Source organism: Pyrococcus woesei (assembly GCF_050496105.1).
In the GTDB taxonomy this organism is placed as follows: domain Archaea; phylum Methanobacteriota_B; class Thermococci; order Thermococcales; family Thermococcaceae; genus Pyrococcus; species Pyrococcus furiosus.
In genome coordinates this window covers 1,389,829-1,406,177 of record NZ_CP179867.1, presented here as the reverse complement: position 1 = coordinate 1,406,177, position 16,349 = coordinate 1,389,829, and the positions used below count along the sequence as shown (strand labels likewise).

Sequence of the window (16,349 nt, the reverse complement as noted above, 5' to 3'; positions counted from 1 at the left end):
GTAAGATGATAATTATATATACAACTTTTCCTACCTGGGAAAGTGCAGAAAAAGTTACAAAGGCTCTTTTAGAAGAGAGGCTTGTTGCATGTGCTAATCTGAGAGAACATAAGGCTTTTTACTGGTGGCAAGGTAAGATCGAAGAAGATAACGAGATTGGAGTGATTTTAAAGACTAGGGAAGATCTTTGGGAGGAAGTCAAAAAGAGAATAAAAGAGCTCCATCCATACACTGTCCCAGCAATAATAAAAATTAATGTAGAGGATGTAAACGAGGAATACTTAAAATGGTTATTGGAGGAAACGAAATCTACCTAACTTTTGCTCCCAGCTTTACTTCCTTATCTGGCATTAACAGTGCAACTTTCTCACCATCATCCGCGGCTAGTAGCATTCCTTGGCTCTCAACTCCTCTTAGCTTCTTAGGTTCTAAGTTCGCCACTATAACAACATATCTGTTTAGCAACTCTTCTGGTTTATAGTACTTTTTGAGTCCTGCAACTAGAGTTCTAATCTCCCCTCCAAGATCTACCTTTACCACATAAAGCTTATCTGCATTTGGATGGTCTTGAACTTCAACGATCTTTCCTATCCTAAGATCAATCTTTGAAAACTCCTCAAAGCTTACGTATTGCATTTTTTGCTCACCCTTTTTTTCTCCCTTGTATTTCTCTTTAAATATTTTCTTAAGCATGAATCTTCCGTCCTCTTCTCCAAATTTTTCTATTGCAACTTTCTCCACATCTTCAAGTTTGTAATACTTTTCGAGCAATTCTCTTGCAGCGTCTGGATTGTTCCTTCCCATGTAGTTAAGGATAAAGTAAATTATCTGGTCATCGGATACTTTCTTGAACAATATTTCAGGCTTTCTCACTTTATGTCCAGCTGGGAGCTCTGTAAATCTCCACGTTTTAACTTCCTCTAGGTTTAGGAAATGCCATATCTTTTCGCTTGCATCGGGAAGGAAGGGTTCTAATAATATTCCCAGGGCCTTCACTATTTGTAGGGAAATGTTAATTGTAGTGCCTGTTCTTGTTTTATCCTCCTTTATTGTCTTCCATGGCTCTTTGTAATCAAAGTATCTGTTGCCAAAACCTGCTAGATTCATAACCTTCTTTAAGGCATCTTTAAATCTGTACTCCCTTATAAGCTTGCCAACTTCTTCAAACGTTTTTTCAATTTCCTCTAAGGCTTGCCTATCCAATTCATCTAGCTCTCCTCTTTCAGGAACTATTCCATCGAAGTATCTGTTAACGAAGGTTAGCGCTCTGTACACAAAGTTGCCAAGAACATTGACAAGCTCCTCATTGATCTTTGTCTTGAACTCTGCAAAGCTAAAGTCTGAATCTCTAGTTTCAGGCATTATTGAGGTCAAATAATACCTAAGATAATCTGCCGGGAAGACATCAAGGAATTCATGAATCCATATAGCCCAGTTTCTGCTTGTTGAGAACTTCTTTCCTTCTAGTGTTAAATACTCATTTGCTGGGATATCATAGGGAAGATTCCATTCTGCCTCAACTTCTTCATCCTTATACTTTCCATAGGCCATGAGAAATGCCGGCCAGAATATCGCGTGGAATGGTATGTTGTCTTTTCCAATAAAGTGGATAACCCTAGTTTGACCATCTAAATTCAACCAGTATTTCTTCCACTCATTTGGTTTTCCGATTCTCTTGAAGTATTCTATCGTAAGTGAAATATATCCAATAGGAGCTTCAAACCAAACGTACAGCACTTTATTCTTCATGTCTTCTTCATCCAAAGGAACTGGAATTCCCCAATCTAGATCTCTCGTTATAGCTCTTTCTTCCAATCCTTCTTCTATCCATCCCAGCACCATATTCTTTACATTTGGCTTCCAATCTTTCTCCTTTATCCACTCTTTAAGTTTCTCTTCAAACTCCTGCATTTTTATGTAGTAATGAGTGGATTCTCTAAAGGTTATTGGATTCTTACAGAAGGCACATCTAGGTTCTATTAGAATTTCAGGCGTAAGAGGTCTCCCACATACCTCACACTGATCTCCTCTTTGGTTTTCTGCTCCACAGTATGGACATGTCCCAATAACGAATCTATCTGGAAGAAATCTTTTGTCGTGCTCACAATATGCTTGTTTTGTTACTTTCTTCACAAGATAGCCATTTTCTAAAGCTTTCAGGAAGAATTCTTGACTTAGCCTATAGTGAACTGGAAGCTCCGTTCTTCCAAAGTAATCAAAGCTTATCTTGACCCTCTGAAATGCTGTTTTTATGTGTTCATGAAACTCATCAACAATTTCCCTGGGACTTCTCTTCTCATTTAATGCTCTAAAAGAAATTGGAGTTCCATGTTCATCAGTCCCACATATGAACACAACATCTTCTCCTTTGAGCCTTAGATATCTTACAAAAATATCAGCTGGCAAATAAGCTCCGGCTAAATGCCCCGCATGAATTGGTCCATTAGCATACGGTAAAGCGGCTGTAACCATATATCTTACCATTTTATCACCTCCTTTGTGCTCTTTCTGAAATTGACAAATTTAAATATTACGATGGGTTATTTTAAACTACATGCTTTATATTAATTTTTGCATATCCTCCGAGAGCTCAATCCAATTCTCTCTTCCAACTTTATATACCTTTATAAGCCCCATTTGTTCTAGCCTTTTAACCATTCTCCACGTCGTTGTTTTTGGGAGGTCTAACGCTTTCCTAAGCTCAGACTGGCTGGCTTTTCCTCCCATACTTAATAAAAACCTAAGCGCATTTACTTCTTCGTCATTTAAATTATACTCTTTAGCAATTTTGTTTAAGGTGTCTTCAAAGTGTTTCTTTTTCCTTTCTTTCCTATCTTTTCTTATAGTAAAGAACACAAAAACTAGCAAAAGACTGACTCCCATCAATATGTATTTTGTAAATCCCCTATTTTTAGGAGCTATAATTGACTCATAGGTGTAATATATGGTTATATTTCCAGGTCCAATGAGCACTTTGTTGTGCTCAAGTTTAATTGGTATATCAGAGACACTTACTATAACAGTATCGTTTGGAAAAACTATCGTGGCGGGCACTTCAAGTGAGACATTTAAATACCATACAGCCCCCTTTTTATGAGAAAAGTTCTCTATTGTATACACTATTCTTACAGACCTTAGGGTTGATACGTCAAGTGTGATATAACCCTCTGAATAGATATAAGGGAGGACTGTACCATTCTCAGAGAGAACTAGTATATTAGAGGCCTTATCTGACAATGTAGGAACCTTAATGTGAATTGCATAATCCTGAGGAATAATTGTTTGATCAATTGTAATACTGTTATCTTTCCATACAATTAGTGTGAAGTTCTTTGTGATATATGAAGCGCTAACAGGGGAAGATATAAGGAAAAATAGAACCATTAAGAGGAGCAACATTTTTTTCATACTGTCACACCTCCATAGTTCTGACCAGGTAGTCTAGAATTTTTGAAGCTCTTCTCACTCTTAGGTAAGCTGTTTCATACCTGCCCAAATTTACATCTTTTAAAGCGAGATTTAAGTCCGCAGATGCTATTTCTACAAGTTCTATTTTCTCGGCTTCCTTGACCAGTGATTTTATTCGATTCAGAGAAAGCATAAGTTGTATCAAGTATTCTTTTCTTTCTGTTTCGAATCTATTTTTAATGTAATCAACGTAAATTGACTCAAGCTCATTCTGAAACATTTCTACATATCCAATGTTTCCTTCCAGCTCATAAAGGGCCTCTAAATATCTTTCTGACTCTATCAATTTATCACATCTTTCGATTAATTTCTGAAGATATAGTGCTTCGTAGCTTGTATTGCTTCCAGATGCTATGAAAATTTGAGTTGCATATATTATAGTCCTATTAAACTTTTCTAGCAGGATTATAGCTCTTGTTTTGGGATCGATTTCTAGAGGTTCGCCTGAAGTTAATACATCATCTAATAATCTGTAAGCTTCACTTGTATAGTTTGTTGCTATTTCGATTTTTCCATTCTTCAGCTCTTCTTTCGCAGCGTTAATCTTTTCTTTTATCTTAAGAGTTTTCCTATTAGAGGGAAGTAAATTCAAGTAGTATTCAACTCTGCTTATTCTAGCCTCTAAAATTTCTTTGCTGTCTATTGTGCCCTCTTTGGATTCCAGAATGTGGATAGTTGTTAGACTTAATTTTGAAAGTTTTTCGAAGGCAAATACTAAATTGTCATGCTCTAACTCCGAGGTTATTTCTTCTCTCTTTATCTCAGGGGTATAATCAAACTTGGAAAGAATCTCCTTATTAGTGTCATAAAGTCTAAGGAGAGCATTAGTATCGTAACTTTCTGGAAGTGCAAATACTAAATTAACGATAAGTGTTACTAACATGAGCGGAATAACGTATCTTACCATTATCCTTCCCTTTCAATTGTTGTTTTTAGCCTTTTTAAAAATTCCCAGGTTGTTATAAATTTTTTAAAGGGAGATCCTAAGATGGTGTAAAGGGACAAAGGCTATGAAAGTAGAAAAATATGCGATTATCTTTGGAAAAAATCCTGAGCTTGGACTTTATGAGCTAAAGGCCTTCTCAAAGAGGTTTAAGTTAGGGGTAAGAATATTAGAGATCCGTTTTTATGGTCCAAACAAAAGTTTTGCTATAATCCAGGCTAAAGAAGAAATAGAAAAAAAGTTTAAGTGGTTAGGGGGAGCTTTAAAGTTAGTGAGAATTGTAGGAGAAGGCTTAGATACAATAGAGAATCTCGAATACTCAAAATTGTTTACAGTGAGCTTATATGGGAAAGAAGATTGGAAAGCGTGGAGAAAACTTGGATCTCAAGTTAAAGCAGTTTTTAAGAGGAAAGATTCTTCTAAATTCTTTAAACCTGCTAACGTTTATTCTATGCCTAGCGAATTAATTCTAAAAGGATTTCCAGAAGTCAAAGATGTGGTATTTTTGTTTGTAGATAAGGACAGAGTTCTGGTGGGGGAAACGATAAGGATTACAAATCCCTTTGAACTTAAAAAATTGGATGTAGAGAGACCCATAGTTAGACCTACTCTTTCAATTCCCCCTAGGCTAGCTAGGATAATGATAAATCTCTCAGAAGTTAGAAAGGGAAACGTTCTAGATCCGTTTTGTGGTACTGGAACTATTTTAGTTGAACTCCTCCTTCAAGGTTTAATTGCATATGGGAGTGACATAAGTCAGGAAAGAATAAATGATGCAAGAAAAAACATTGAATGGATCAGAAAGGAGTTTAGGATAAAACAGAACGCAAGTTTGAGGGTTTGTGACGTTAGAAGGCTAAAAAAGTGCTTTAGAACTAGATTTGATGCTATAATTACAGAACCGTATATGGGTCGACCACTAAAAACTAAGCCAACAAGGGAGGAGGCCATTAAAATAGCAAAACAATTGGATCGGTTATATTATCAAGCCTTTGAAAGCTTTTCTGATGTTCTTAAGAGAAATGCTAAAGTAGTTTTCGTATTTCCCGCATTTAATTTAGCTGAGGGAGGAGTTTATAGGAGAAATAGACCCTGGTTAGAGGAACTTGGGTTTAAGGTTGAGTATTCCATTTTAGATATTGATGAAAAGCATAGGATTGGAAGAGATATATACGTGATTAGATACTAGCAATGCTTTTATCCTACCTGGCTCATTGTTCCTGGGTGAAAGTGATATGGCTAGGATCACTGAGGAACAAAGAAGGAAGCTTGCTCAAGATGCGTTGGAGTATCACAGAAATAATTTCCCAGGGAATGGAAAAATTGAAGTGATACCAAAGGTTCCTCTTAGAGATTTCTATGATTTGAGCTTAGCATATACCCCAGGAGTAGCGGAGCCATGTAAAGTAATTGCAAAGAAGGGAAACTATGAAGATTACACTATAATTCCAAATACAGTTGCCGTCGTTACAGACGGATCGGCAATCTTGGGATTAGGAAACATAGGTGTTCTGGCAGGAATGCCAGTTATGGAAGGTAAATGTGTTCTCTTTAAAGCTCTAGCTGGAATAGATGCGTTTCCTATCTTAATTGACACACAGGATGTCGAGAAAATCGTGGAAACAATAAAGCTTATATCAAAGGGATTTGGCGGGATAAACCTAGAAGATATCTCCGCTCCAAGATGCTTCGAAATTGAAATGAGGTTGAAGAGAGAGCTTGATATTCCCGTATTTCACGATGATCAACATGGAACTGCTGTAGTAACTTTAGCGGGTCTAATTAACGCATTAAAGTTAGTGGGCAAAAAATTCAACGAGATAAAAGTTGCTATAAGTGGAGCTGGAGCTGCTGGAATCGCAATAGCAAAGTTGCTCCATCATGTTGGGGTTAAAGAAATATTGCTTGTTGATAGAGCTGGAATAATCTATGAAGGGAGAAAAGAAAACATGAATCCTTACAAAGAGGAAGTCGCAAGGTTCAACATTCATGGGGTTCAAGGAGATTTGGCAAAAGCTATGGAGGGTGCTGATGTTTTTATTGGAGTAAGCGTAGGAGGAATAGTAAAACCCTGGATGATAAAGAAAATGGCCGATGATCCCATAGTGTTTGCAATGGCGAATCCAATTCCAGAAATTATGCCAGAAGATGCGAAAAAGGCTGGGGCAAAAATAGTGGCCACGGGGAGGAGTGACTATCCAAACCAAATAAACAATGTCTTGGGCTTTCCTGGGATATTTAGGGGGGCACTAGATGTTAGGGCTACCGATATAACTTTAAATATGAACATTGCAGCGGCTGAGGCAATAGCATCTGTTGTGAGCGATGAAGAACTTAGTGAGGACTACATAATACCCTCTCCACTACATCCCGACGTTTATCCAAAAGAAGCCAGAGCAGTTGCAGAACAAGCAATTAGGGATGGTGTAGCTAGAAGAAAGCTATCTGGGGAGTGGGTAGAAGAGCATACTAGGAAGCTCCGTGAATTTTATGCCGCACTCATTGAGCCCTTAAATGAAAGAAGGAAACAGTACATTACTTAAACTCTTTCTAACCTTGTGAAGTCTATTTTATATTCAGAAAATTTTATATTTTTTGAAATCCTTATTTATCACCTGGGGGGATATATAGTGCATGAGCTTCTTAAATTAGACCAGGCGAGCGTTTTGGAAATTACCTCGATAGTAAGTAGAAATTGGCCTAATAAGCTAATAGTGGTATTCTCAGGAGAGTACCCAGTCCTCTTTTACTCTAATGGAACGCTAGTAAAATCTTCCTCATCACAAGATGTTCTTCAAGATGTTAAGGTTTGTGAGGTGGATAAGTTTGAATTTCTTGATCTATTTATGAGTGAGCCTAAAGTGAGTCAAGTAGATAGGGCTGAAAAATATATTCCAAAGGTTGTAGAGTTCTCATACTCTCTAGTCGCTCCATCCGAACTTTATCTTAAAATTCTTAATGCCATAGTTGAATTTGCAAAATTCGCTTATCGACGACTGGGGTTATCAATAGAGCTTTTAGATGCAACCTGTAGGTTGGTAAGTGGGAGTACAGGAAGAGACATTTTATCAGTAGATGTGGAGGTATATGGGTACTCAAGTAAGCCAGAAAATGAATTGAGAGAGGCAATAAGGAGCAATTTTTCAAAACTTATAAGAGAGATAGTTGGTTTTCCTGCCCGAATTAACATTAAGGGACTGGAAATTGTCCATACTGAGGAAATTCCAAAAATTAAAATTGAAGAACTTCCAGTCGAGATAAAGGGAGGAAGAGTTGTAGAAATTAATCTACGAGAGGAAATCCCACACAAAATAAAGATAAGAAGAAGACAAGTTGAGGCAGAAGTTGAAAGAATAATTGAAGAAAGTGGTATTAGGGAGATAATATCGAGCATTAAGGATTTGGATAGCGAAAGCAGAATTAACAAGCGTAAAATTGAAGAGAAAGTAAAAGCAAATATAGATAGAACAATTAAGGGAATAAAAGTTAATTGGGCGAAGCTATCAAAAGTAGGCTCATCTTATCAGATATTTATAGGAATTGAGAGAACATCCAGAAGTATTGACGAACTTAAGCTGTCTGATGAAATTAAGAAGCTAATAAAGAATGTCGAAGAAGAAATTAGAAGTCAAGGAAATCCTATTTCTATAGGGAGAGCTATTGTGATCATTGAAAAGGACATTTACTAGGTTATAATTCTCTTCCAAGTTGTTTCGCTTCCCCTATCTTCTAATTGTATGCCTAATTTTTTAAGCTCTTCTCGAATCATATCTGCCAACTCGTATCTCTTTTCCTTTCTAAGTTGTTTTCTGACCTCTACTAAGAGTTCAATTAATTTTTCGGATTCTTCACGTTCTTTTGTTTCCTCTCTGAAATAATCTTCAAATACTCCGAAAACTTCACTAACGATCTTAAAGAATTCGAGAGCCTTCCTAAGTATTGACTCTTTCGGCTTATTAGCCTCCGTTAGATACTTATTTATTGCATTAGCTACCTCAAAAACTGCTTTAAGAGCTTCTGCTGTATTAAAATCGTCATCCATAGCTTCATAGAATTTTCTTTTCCCTTCTCTAATTATCTCATATGTCTTGAATTCCAGTTCTCCCCAGGTATAAGATATTTCGGCATTCCTTAGTGCGACTCTTATGTTTTCAAGGGTATTGTAAAGCCTCTGTAGATTATTCTTTGCGTGTTGAAGTCCTTCTTCTGTATATTCAAGGGGAGAACGATAGTGCTTTTGTAGAACAAAGAACCTTATCACCTCTGGTTCGTATCTCTTTAATAATTCTCGTATTGTGACGAAGTTTCCTAAACTCTTGCTCATCTTTTCTCCTTTTACCATAACAAATCCTGTATGTAACCAATACTTAACCCATTCATGACCAAAGCATGCTTCGCTTTGAGCTATTTCATTTTCATGATGGGGGAATATTAAGTCATTTCCTCCTCCATGAATATCAAAGCTTTCTCCAAGATACTTACTGCTCATGACTGAACATTCAATATGCCATCCAGGTCTCCCCTCTCCCCATGGACTATCCCACTTGGGTTCTCCTGGCTTTGCTTTTTTCCATAGGGCGAAATCTTCAGGGTTTTTCTTCCCTTCACCAGGTTCAACTCTTGCTCCTTTTTGGAGATCCTCAATTTTTACTCCGCTAAGCTTTCCGTATTCTGGAAACTTTTTAACTTCAAAGTAAATTCCATCACTTCCCTCATAAGCATATCCCTTTTCCTTAAGCTTCCCAATGAACTCTATAATATCGTCTATGTGATCTGTAACCCTAGGATAAATATCTGCAGGCTTTACCTTTAATGCTTCCATATCTTCAAGGAATATTTTTATAAATCTCTCAGCTAGCTCTTTTGGGTCTTCTCCCGTCTCTCTTGCTCTTTTGATTATCTTGTCATCTATATCCGTAAAGTTCATCACCATAAGTACGGTGTATCCTTTATGTTCTAAATATCTCCTGATCACGTCAAAGGCTATGTATGTCCTTGCATGTCCCAAGTGAGGATAATCATAAACTGTGGGACCACACACGTACATTTTCACTTCTCCTTCCCTTAGGGGCTTAAATTCTTCCTTTTGTTTCGTTAAGGTATTGTAAACCTTGAGCATATTCTTCCCCCTGGGCACAGTATTAGTTTTGGCTATTTATTAGAGTGTCGATGAGGGCAAGCAAAGGCAACATTTAAATACTAGAGAGCGTAAGTTAATTTGGTGATGAAAAGTGGTTACAGCCTTTATCTTGATGGTAACGGCAGCTGGTAAGGAAAGAGAAGTTATGGAGAAATTACTAGCTATGCCAGAAGTTAAAGAAGCCTACGTAGTCTATGGAGAATACGACCTAATAGTTAAGGTAGAGACCGACACTCTAAAAGACCTTGACCAGTTTATAACAGAAAAGATAAGAAAGATGCCAGAAGTTCAGATGACTTCGACTATGATTGCCATCTGATCTCTTTTATTTACTCATCATTATTCTTATTCTTTCTGCGGCATCCTTTGCTTTATCTGAAATGTTGCTTATAGTTCTGCCTATATTAAGGAGGTATATCCCTTCAGTCCAGCTAATGTTAGCATTTAAGACTAGTCTCATAAGTTTGGTGTCTAGACCATCAATTTTGTTTTCTACTTCCTCTATTTGCCTTATGAGGTCGTATTCTTTCTTTATTTCATTCTCAGAAAATCCACTCTCTACTACCATGTCCATCTGCTTTATTGCTTCATAAACTAACTTTGCTGCTCTTATGCTCTCTTTTCCCATTTTTAGAATAATATCTTTGATGTCTTCAGGCACATTCCCTCTATCTCTCACCAGTAGCCACTTAGCTGTATCTTCAGCAGCATCAGCTATTTTATCCTGCATGTGGAGGTATTCTAGAACATCACTCCTCTGAACGGGCATTAAGAGCTTTGCAGTTATGCTTTCCCTAAGTTCCATCTTTATTCTATCAGCAACATCCTCAAGTCTGTCAACTTCCACTGCAAGCTCCTTCATTTTTTCGTAATCTCCCTTAGCCCATGCCTCTAAGGCTTTTTCCAATGTTTCTACAGTCTCAACTACAACCTCTGCATGCTTTATAAGAGGCTTGAATGGACTTTTAGCAAAGAGTTTCGTCCAAACCTGCATGGTATCACCCCATTAACATCATTAAGGCCTTAAATATTATTCCAGCTATTACTCCTGCAGCTGGAACTGTAACGAACCACGAGATTATTATGTCCTTAACTATATCCTTGTTTATCGCTTTTATTCCTCTTGCAAGACCAACTCCAATTACGGCACCAACTACTGTGTGAGTAGTAGATATTGGCATCCCCAACCAAGAGGCAATCAAAACTACCGTAGCTGCTGAAAAGTCTATTGTAAACCCTCTAGTGTTTGTCAGCTCTGTTATTTTCTTTCCAACGGTTTCCATAACTTTATATCCATAAGTTGCGACACCTATTGCTATTCCCAGTCCTCCAAGGGCCAATATCCACCTTGGAACTGGCACCTTTGCTCCAGCAAGACCGAACATTGCCACTGTATAAACTGCTGCCACTGGTCCTATTGCATTAGCAACGTCGTTTGCTCCGTGGGCAAGTGCAACGTATGCTGATGTTATAACCTGCACCCTTCTAAATACTCTCTCAGCTCCAAGATAGGGATCAGTGGCTGGAAATCTCTTTTCCAATATTAAGGAGACTACTATGAATGTTAGAATTCCAGCTGGCATTCCGTATTTGAGAAATCCTTCAAGTAATGAATTACCGTGTAGAACCTTTATGTAGAACATTGTTCCAATGACCACAAATGCTAGCCCTATCCAGAATGGAGACCATCTCTTTGCACTTTTCACAGGGTCCTTGCTTTGAAGAACCGTTTTACTTAGCGCTCTGAATACTAGGTATGCAAAGATTGCTCCGACGATTGGGGAGAGTATCCAACTGAGAACTACTTTAATCATCTTATCCCAATTTACTATTGACATTCCTCCATAAACAATTCCATAACCCACTATCCCCCCTATTATTGAGTGAGTAGTAGATACTGGAAGTCCATATTTTGTTGCGATTACTAGCCATATTGTTGCACCAATTAATGCCGCTATTGAGCCAAATATTAAGACATTTGGATCTGTAATTTTTGAGGGATCGATGATGCCTTTTCTAATTGTCTCTGTAACTGTCTTTCCAAAGAAATAAGCTCCCATAAATTCAAGAACTCCAGCAATTATCACGGCCTGTCTGGGTGTTATTGCTCCTGCACCTACGGCGGTGCTCATGGAATTAGCAGCATCATTTGCACCTATTGCCCAGGCCATTGCAAATCCCAAAAGTATCGTAATTAACAAAATTGGATCAGCAAGCATGGCGAACCCCAGTTGCATGTGTTTCCCTCCAAATAAATATTTTACCGCTATAGAAAATATATAGCTCAGTATTCTATATAGATCGTTGATTAGATATCTATGGTATATTGGCCTAGGTAAATCCCAGGGGGAATAACTACATCAACTGTTTTTACTTCTTTGAGCGTAGGAATCATTTTTATCGCTTGTTTGGTCTCAATTCCCTCGTAAAAGGGATTTATTGTTGGCAAAACTACATACCTTCCAGCTTTTATGAAACATTTTGCTTTTTTCTTAATTCCTTTAACGTTTACATAAATAACAGGGTGAGCATGGCCTAAAAATGCAATCTTAAACTCTATTGGAGGTGCAACTTTGTGACCATGAAAAAATAGAACGTCATCGAGCAAATAGTATTCGACAACATTTATGTTATCGAAGTTTTTAGTGACTTCTTCTATTCTCCCATCATGATTTCCCTTTGTGATTATTACTATGTAATCTTTAAGCTCTAAAAAGAACGACATCAAAATCTTTCGAGTAAAACTGCTCAGTCCAATTTCCTCCTTTATATCTCCTAATATTATTATTGCATCTGGATTCTTGGATTTTATAAAATTTGCAAGTTTTTCTTCTAACCTCGACCTAATTCTAACACCTTTAGCTATTTCAAAACCGAGATGAGGATCTGCAAAAATTAGAGTTTTTCCTAAAGATGTTTCAAATTCTAAAGAATAAAGGGAAAAATCTTCAAAAAAAGCCATCAGATTAGACCTCTCTCTTTCTTCCTCTGTCTCTTCAGCCTCCTTATTCTCTTCTTAATCCACTTCCACCTCATTCTACCTTTCTTTTTCCATTTCCTTGGTCTCCTCTTCATGATCATCACCTCCTTATTTTCCCAATTTTTACCTTCTAAGTCAATTTTTAAGTTTTATTGGTTTTTACATTTTCCCCAAGTTCTTAGGACATTTTGCTTAATTGGCTGGTTATTTGATTATAATCATTGAATGCGATACAGACACAAAAAATTTTCAATCTTTTGTCATCTTAAAACTATTTTATTGGCAAGGCAACTAACAGAATTGAAAAAATGTGATCTTAGGAGATCTGAGAGTTTTTCTTATAATCTAAACATTGAAATACTAAATAAGCAACTAGATATGGGGGGTTATCATGGTTAAGGTTGCCTATGTGCAAATGGAACCTAAAATACTTGAACTTGACAAGAATCTCTCAAAGGCTGAAAAATTAGTAAAAGAGGCAGCAAAGAGAGAAGCTAAACTCATAGTTCTCCCTGAGCTTTTTGACACTGGATACAATTTTGAAAGCAGAGATGAAGTATTTGAAATAGCTCAAAGAATACCTGAAGGAGAAACAACTACCTTTCTCATGGACCTTGCTGGAGATTTAGAGGTCTACATTGTGGCAGGTACTGCTGAAAAATATAACGATCGCTTATACAATTCAGCAGTTCTCGTAGGTCCCACTGGCTACCTGGGAAAATATAGAAAGATCCACCTCTTTTATAGGGAGAAGGTATTCTTTGACCCGGGGGATCTTGGCTTTAATGTATTTGACCTGGGGTTTATAAGAGTAGGAATTATGATATGCTTCGATTGGTTTTTCCCTGAATCTGCCAGAACTCTTGCCTTGAAAGGAGCGGATATTATAGCTCATCCAGCCAATTTAGTTATGCCCTATGCTCCTAGAGCCATGCCCATAAGGGCTCTTGAAAACAGGGTATATATAATAACTGCAGATAGAGTAGGAGAAGAAAGAGGGCTAAGATTCATTGGAAAAAGCTTGATTGCCTCTCCAAAAGCGGAAGTTCTAGCCATGGGAAGCGAAACTGAAGAAGAGGTGGGAGTTGCAGAAGTAGACATCTCATTAGTAAGAAACAAGAGGATAAACGATTTAAATGATATCTTCAAGGATAGGAGGCCGGAATATTACTTTAGGTGATGAGCATGAGTTTTGTTAGGCTTCCTTTTAGAGATAGCTATTATGAGCTAAGGCCAACCAAGATAATAGCTCTAGCAAAGAACTATGCAGAGCATGCAAAAGAGATGGGTGACAATCCACCCACCGAGCCCATAATATTTCTTAAGCCTCCTTCAGCACTAATTGGCCCAGGAGAGCCCATTATACTTCCAAAGATTAGCAAGAGAGTAGACCACGAAGTAGAATTGGGAGTAATTATAGGGAAGAAAGCCAAGAAAGTTCCTGCAGAAAAGGCTTTTGACTATGTGTTGGGTTATACAATTATTCTCGACATAACCGCTAGGGATCTTCAGGAGAAAGCTAGAAAAATGGGACACCCATGGACTGTATCTAAGGGGTTTGACACATTTGCTCCCGTTGGTCCGAGGATAGTTGACAAGAGAGAGCTAGATCCCTCAGACTTGGAGATAGGACTAAAAGTTAACGGGGAAGTTAGACAGCTTGGAAGGACTAGCCAGATGATATTCAAGATTCCTCAGCTCATCGAATACATATCTAATATAATGACCCTCGAGCCGGGAGATATAATTGCTACTGGAACTCCTCCTGGGGTAGGGTCATTGAGGCATGGTGACCACATTGAGGCGTGGATAGAAGGAATAGGAAAGGTCGAGTTCGACGTTTTAGCTGAGGATTCTATCTTATGCTGACTAATTTTTTGTTTATGATATTTGTGGAAATGATGTTTCGTGCCTTAAATCTGTCATGTAGCTTGCCTGCATTTTTGCACTGGGGTTTGTTGGCAAGAGCGTCTGGGAGCGATTAAAGATCTGCTCAAAATTGAGCAAAATATTTGTGAACGGGACGTTGAGTACCTATGCCGTAAACTACTTGAACTTGGGACAATCGTAATAGAATGTGACATGAATTTGAAAGGACTCTTGGTGGATTCCCTTTTCTTTTTCATAATTTCTGCCTTGACAACGCGGAAAATTAAGAATACGCACAGACGTGACTACTTCTGTCTATTCTTATGGGCTGTTTTATAGATAGTTAAAAGCGTTAAGTTTGGGTGGTTTGTATCGTCAAAAAGTTTATAAACTTCTAGAGCCATATGTATGGTGGTGGATGTATGTGGGGAAGATGACTATAGTGATTGATGATGATTTAGAAGAAGAATTCAGAAGACTTGTTGCCCTAAAATACGGGACACGAAAGGGGGTTCTTGGAGCGGCAATAAGCGAGGCCATAAAAATGTGGATCAGAAAAACCAAGAAGGAGCTAGAAAATGCCGAGTGAAACAATTAAACTTACTGCAAAATTCAAACTCAAGGAGATACCTAATGGGTTAGATGTTCTCTTCTCGACTTATCGGGAGATTGTGAACTTTCTAATTTCTTATGCATATGAAAACAACATTACTAGCTTTTATAGGCTTAAAAAGGAAACGTACAAAAACCTCCGCAAGGAGTATCCTGAATTACCAAGCCACTATCACTATACAGCCATAGATATGGCTACTAAAATTTACAGGGGTTACCGCAAGAGGAGGGGTAAGGCTAAGGGTAAGCCAGTTTTCAAGAAGGAAGTTATAATGCTCGACGATCATCTCTTCAAGCTAGACTTTGAAAAAAGAATAGTAAAACTCTCCACTCCGAGTGGAAGGATTGAGTTAGAATTCTATCCAGCAAAATATCACGAGAAGTTTAAGGGTTGGAAGGTAGGCCAAGCTTGGCTAGTAAAGACTCCAAAAGGTCTCTTCATTAACGTTGTATTCTCCAGAGAGGTTGAAATTAGAGAGCCTGAAAACTTTATCGGCGTGGATTTGAATGAGAATAATGTAACGCTCTGCCTTCCAAAGGGTGAGTTTATCCAAATAATTACCCATGAGAGGGAGATAAGGACTGGCTATTTTGTAAAGCGGAGAAAGATTCAGAAGAATCTTAGGGTTGGAAAGAAGAGGGAAGAGCTTCTCGAAAAGTATGGGAGTAGGGAGAGGAATAGAGTGGATGACCTTTATCACAAATTAGCCAATAAAATTGTTGAATTGGCTGAGAAATACGGTGGTATTGCCTTGGAGGATTTAACAGAAATAAGGGATTCAATTAGGTATTCGGCTGAATTGAATGGTCGTCTTCATCGCTGGAGTTTTAGGAAACTCCAGCGCATAATCGAATACAAGGCGAAATTAAGGGGTATAAAAGTTATTTTCGTTAACCCCGCTTATACTTCCACCCTGTGCCCGATATGTGGGGGTAAGTTAAGCCCGAATGGGCACAGGGTTTTGAAATGCAAATGTGGTTTTGAGGCTGATAGGGATGTTGTTGGAAGTTGGAATGTTCGCTTGAAAGCCTTGAAGATGTGGGGAGTCACCGTTCCCCCCGAAAGCCACCCGATGAAGAAGGGAGGGTGGAAGGTCAGCCGTATCGACATTACACAAATCACGGCTGACCAGAACGGTTACTTTATGCGGCGGCTGAGGAGGGCTCTTTTGTTGCAGTAGTCTTACTTGTTATGATGTCTCTCCCAGAGAAATTTAAGCGTACGATTGACTGGATTATAATTGTCATTTCCTCATTATTCCTGAACTCATATCTCATTTACAGCCGCTTAACTTCAATGAGTTCTATTTATGTCATCTCCAGTCTCACCGTTTTCT

At 38.1% G+C, this 16,349-nt stretch carries 16 protein-coding genes; 9 read left to right on the top strand and 7 right to left on the bottom strand.

What is annotated here, in order from left to right; translation table 11 throughout:
- The first annotated feature begins 5 nt into the window (after positions 1-5).
- Positions 6-317: a divalent-cation tolerance protein CutA gene (cutA, locus tag ACMFNG_RS07810; protein ID WP_011012168.1), complete on the top strand. Its 312-nt coding sequence runs from the start codon at positions 6-8 to the stop codon at positions 315-317.
- Here the strand turns inward: cutA and metG are convergent.
- The 3 genes from metG to ACMFNG_RS07795 are packed head-to-tail and all read right to left on the bottom strand — an operon-like array spanning position 310 to position 4,375.
- Positions 310-2,523: a methionine--tRNA ligase gene (metG, locus tag ACMFNG_RS07805; RefSeq protein WP_288071836.1), complete on the bottom strand. Its 2,214-nt coding sequence runs from the start codon at positions 2,521-2,523 to the stop codon at positions 310-312. The genes cutA and metG overlap by 8 nt on opposite strands.
- Before the next feature lie 36 nt (positions 2,524-2,559).
- A complete protein-coding gene (locus ACMFNG_RS07800; RefSeq protein ID WP_011012166.1) occupies positions 2,560-3,408 on the bottom strand; it encodes a helix-turn-helix transcriptional regulator in 849 nt (282 codons plus the stop codon).
- Positions 3,409-3,412: 4 nt separating this feature from the next.
- A complete protein-coding gene (locus ACMFNG_RS07795) occupies positions 3,413-4,375 on the bottom strand; it encodes a hypothetical protein (protein ID WP_011012165.1) in 963 nt (320 codons plus the stop codon).
- Positions 4,376-4,478: 103 nt separating this feature from the next.
- Here ACMFNG_RS07795 and ACMFNG_RS07790 point away from each other — a divergent pair, with 103 nt between their 5' ends.
- The 3 genes from ACMFNG_RS07790 (at position 4,479) to ACMFNG_RS07780 (ending at position 8,100) form a co-directional block, all read left to right on the top strand.
- A complete protein-coding gene (locus tag ACMFNG_RS07790) occupies positions 4,479-5,600 on the top strand; it encodes a TRM11 family SAM-dependent methyltransferase (protein ID WP_011012164.1) in 1,122 nt (373 codons plus the stop codon).
- A 46-nt stretch (positions 5,601-5,646) separates the two neighbouring features.
- Entirely contained in the window at positions 5,647-6,954 is a 1,308-nt protein-coding gene (locus tag ACMFNG_RS07785; protein WP_011012163.1) for an NAD(P)-dependent malic enzyme, read from the top strand.
- 87 nt (positions 6,955-7,041) lie between these two features.
- Complete coding sequence (locus ACMFNG_RS07780; protein ID WP_011012162.1) at positions 7,042-8,100, top strand: hypothetical protein; 1,059 nt, start codon at positions 7,042-7,044, stop codon at positions 8,098-8,100.
- Here ACMFNG_RS07780 and cysS read toward each other — a convergent pair.
- Positions 8,097-9,530 (bottom strand): cysteine--tRNA ligase, encoded by a 1,434-nt coding sequence (gene cysS, locus ACMFNG_RS07775; protein ID WP_014835307.1) that lies wholly within the window; start codon positions 9,528-9,530, stop codon positions 8,097-8,099. The genes ACMFNG_RS07780 and cysS overlap by 4 nt on opposite strands.
- 112 nt (positions 9,531-9,642) lie before the next feature.
- On the opposite strand from cysS, the gene ACMFNG_RS07770 reads away from it, so the two are divergent.
- Positions 9,643-9,870, top strand: a complete 228-nt coding sequence (locus ACMFNG_RS07770) for an Lrp/AsnC family transcriptional regulator (protein WP_011012160.1) — start codon at positions 9,643-9,645, stop codon at positions 9,868-9,870.
- A gap of 6 nt (positions 9,871-9,876) precedes the next feature.
- Here the strand turns inward: ACMFNG_RS07770 and ACMFNG_RS07765 are convergent, their stop codons facing one another.
- From ACMFNG_RS07765 to ACMFNG_RS07755, 3 genes are all read right to left on the bottom strand, one after another.
- A complete protein-coding gene (locus ACMFNG_RS07765) occupies positions 9,877-10,545 on the bottom strand; it encodes a TIGR00153 family protein (RefSeq protein ID WP_011012159.1) in 669 nt (222 codons plus the stop codon).
- 4 nt (positions 10,546-10,549) lie between these two features.
- Positions 10,550-11,788 (bottom strand): inorganic phosphate transporter, encoded by a 1,239-nt coding sequence (locus ACMFNG_RS07760; protein ID WP_011012158.1) that lies wholly within the window; start codon positions 11,786-11,788, stop codon positions 10,550-10,552.
- A gap of 71 nt (positions 11,789-11,859) precedes the next feature.
- Entirely contained in the window at positions 11,860-12,513 is a 654-nt protein-coding gene (locus ACMFNG_RS07755) for a metallophosphoesterase (protein WP_011012157.1), read from the bottom strand.
- A gap of 409 nt (positions 12,514-12,922) precedes the next feature.
- Here ACMFNG_RS07755 and ACMFNG_RS07750 point away from each other — a divergent pair, with 409 nt between their 5' ends.
- From ACMFNG_RS07750 to ACMFNG_RS07735, 4 genes are all read left to right on the top strand, one after another.
- On the top strand, positions 12,923-13,711 hold the full coding sequence (locus ACMFNG_RS07750) for a nitrilase (RefSeq protein WP_011012155.1): 789 nt from the start codon (positions 12,923-12,925) through the stop codon (positions 13,709-13,711).
- A 5-nt stretch (positions 13,712-13,716) separates the two neighbouring features.
- Positions 13,717-14,400, top strand: coding sequence for a fumarylacetoacetate hydrolase family protein (locus ACMFNG_RS07745; protein ID WP_011012154.1), 684 nt, complete (start codon positions 13,717-13,719; stop codon positions 14,398-14,400).
- Positions 14,401-14,824: 424 nt separating this feature from the next.
- A complete protein-coding gene (locus tag ACMFNG_RS07740) occupies positions 14,825-14,989 on the top strand; it encodes a hypothetical protein (RefSeq protein WP_164490361.1) in 165 nt (54 codons plus the stop codon).
- Positions 14,979-16,193, top strand: coding sequence for an RNA-guided endonuclease InsQ/TnpB family protein (locus ACMFNG_RS07735; protein WP_011012152.1), 1,215 nt, complete (start codon positions 14,979-14,981; stop codon positions 16,191-16,193). The genes ACMFNG_RS07740 and ACMFNG_RS07735 overlap by 11 nt, the downstream gene beginning before the upstream one ends.
- Positions 16,194-16,349 lie beyond the last annotated feature (156 nt).

What these genes read in the sequence shown, in the direction of transcription:
- cutA (WP_011012168.1), top strand. Translation starts at nt 6, where the DNA reads ATGATAATTATATATACAACTTTTCCTACCTGGGAAAGTGCAGAAAAA.
- ACMFNG_RS07800 (WP_011012166.1), bottom strand. Translation starts at nt 3,408, where the DNA reads ATGAAAAAAATGTTGCTCCTCTTAATGGTTCTATTTTTCCTTATATCT.
- ACMFNG_RS07795 (WP_011012165.1), bottom strand. Translation starts at nt 4,375, where the DNA reads ATGGTAAGATACGTTATTCCGCTCATGTTAGTAACACTTATCGTTAAT.
- ACMFNG_RS07790 (WP_011012164.1), top strand. Translation starts at nt 4,479, where the DNA reads ATGAAAGTAGAAAAATATGCGATTATCTTTGGAAAAAATCCTGAGCTT.
- ACMFNG_RS07785 (WP_011012163.1), top strand. Translation starts at nt 5,647, where the DNA reads ATGGCTAGGATCACTGAGGAACAAAGAAGGAAGCTTGCTCAAGATGCG.
- cysS (WP_014835307.1), bottom strand. Translation starts at nt 9,530, where the DNA reads ATGCTCAAGGTTTACAATACCTTAACGAAACAAAAGGAAGAATTTAAG.
- ACMFNG_RS07765 (WP_011012159.1), bottom strand. Translation starts at nt 10,545, where the DNA reads ATGCAGGTTTGGACGAAACTCTTTGCTAAAAGTCCATTCAAGCCTCTT.
- ACMFNG_RS07760 (WP_011012158.1), bottom strand. Translation starts at nt 11,788, where the DNA reads ATGCAACTGGGGTTCGCCATGCTTGCTGATCCAATTTTGTTAATTACG.
- ACMFNG_RS07755 (WP_011012157.1), bottom strand. Translation starts at nt 12,513, where the DNA reads ATGGCTTTTTTTGAAGATTTTTCCCTTTATTCTTTAGAATTTGAAACA.
- ACMFNG_RS07750 (WP_011012155.1), top strand. Translation starts at nt 12,923, where the DNA reads ATGGTTAAGGTTGCCTATGTGCAAATGGAACCTAAAATACTTGAACTT.
- ACMFNG_RS07745 (WP_011012154.1), top strand. Translation starts at nt 13,717, where the DNA reads ATGAGTTTTGTTAGGCTTCCTTTTAGAGATAGCTATTATGAGCTAAGG.
- ACMFNG_RS07735 (WP_011012152.1), top strand. Translation starts at nt 14,979, where the DNA reads ATGCCGAGTGAAACAATTAAACTTACTGCAAAATTCAAACTCAAGGAG.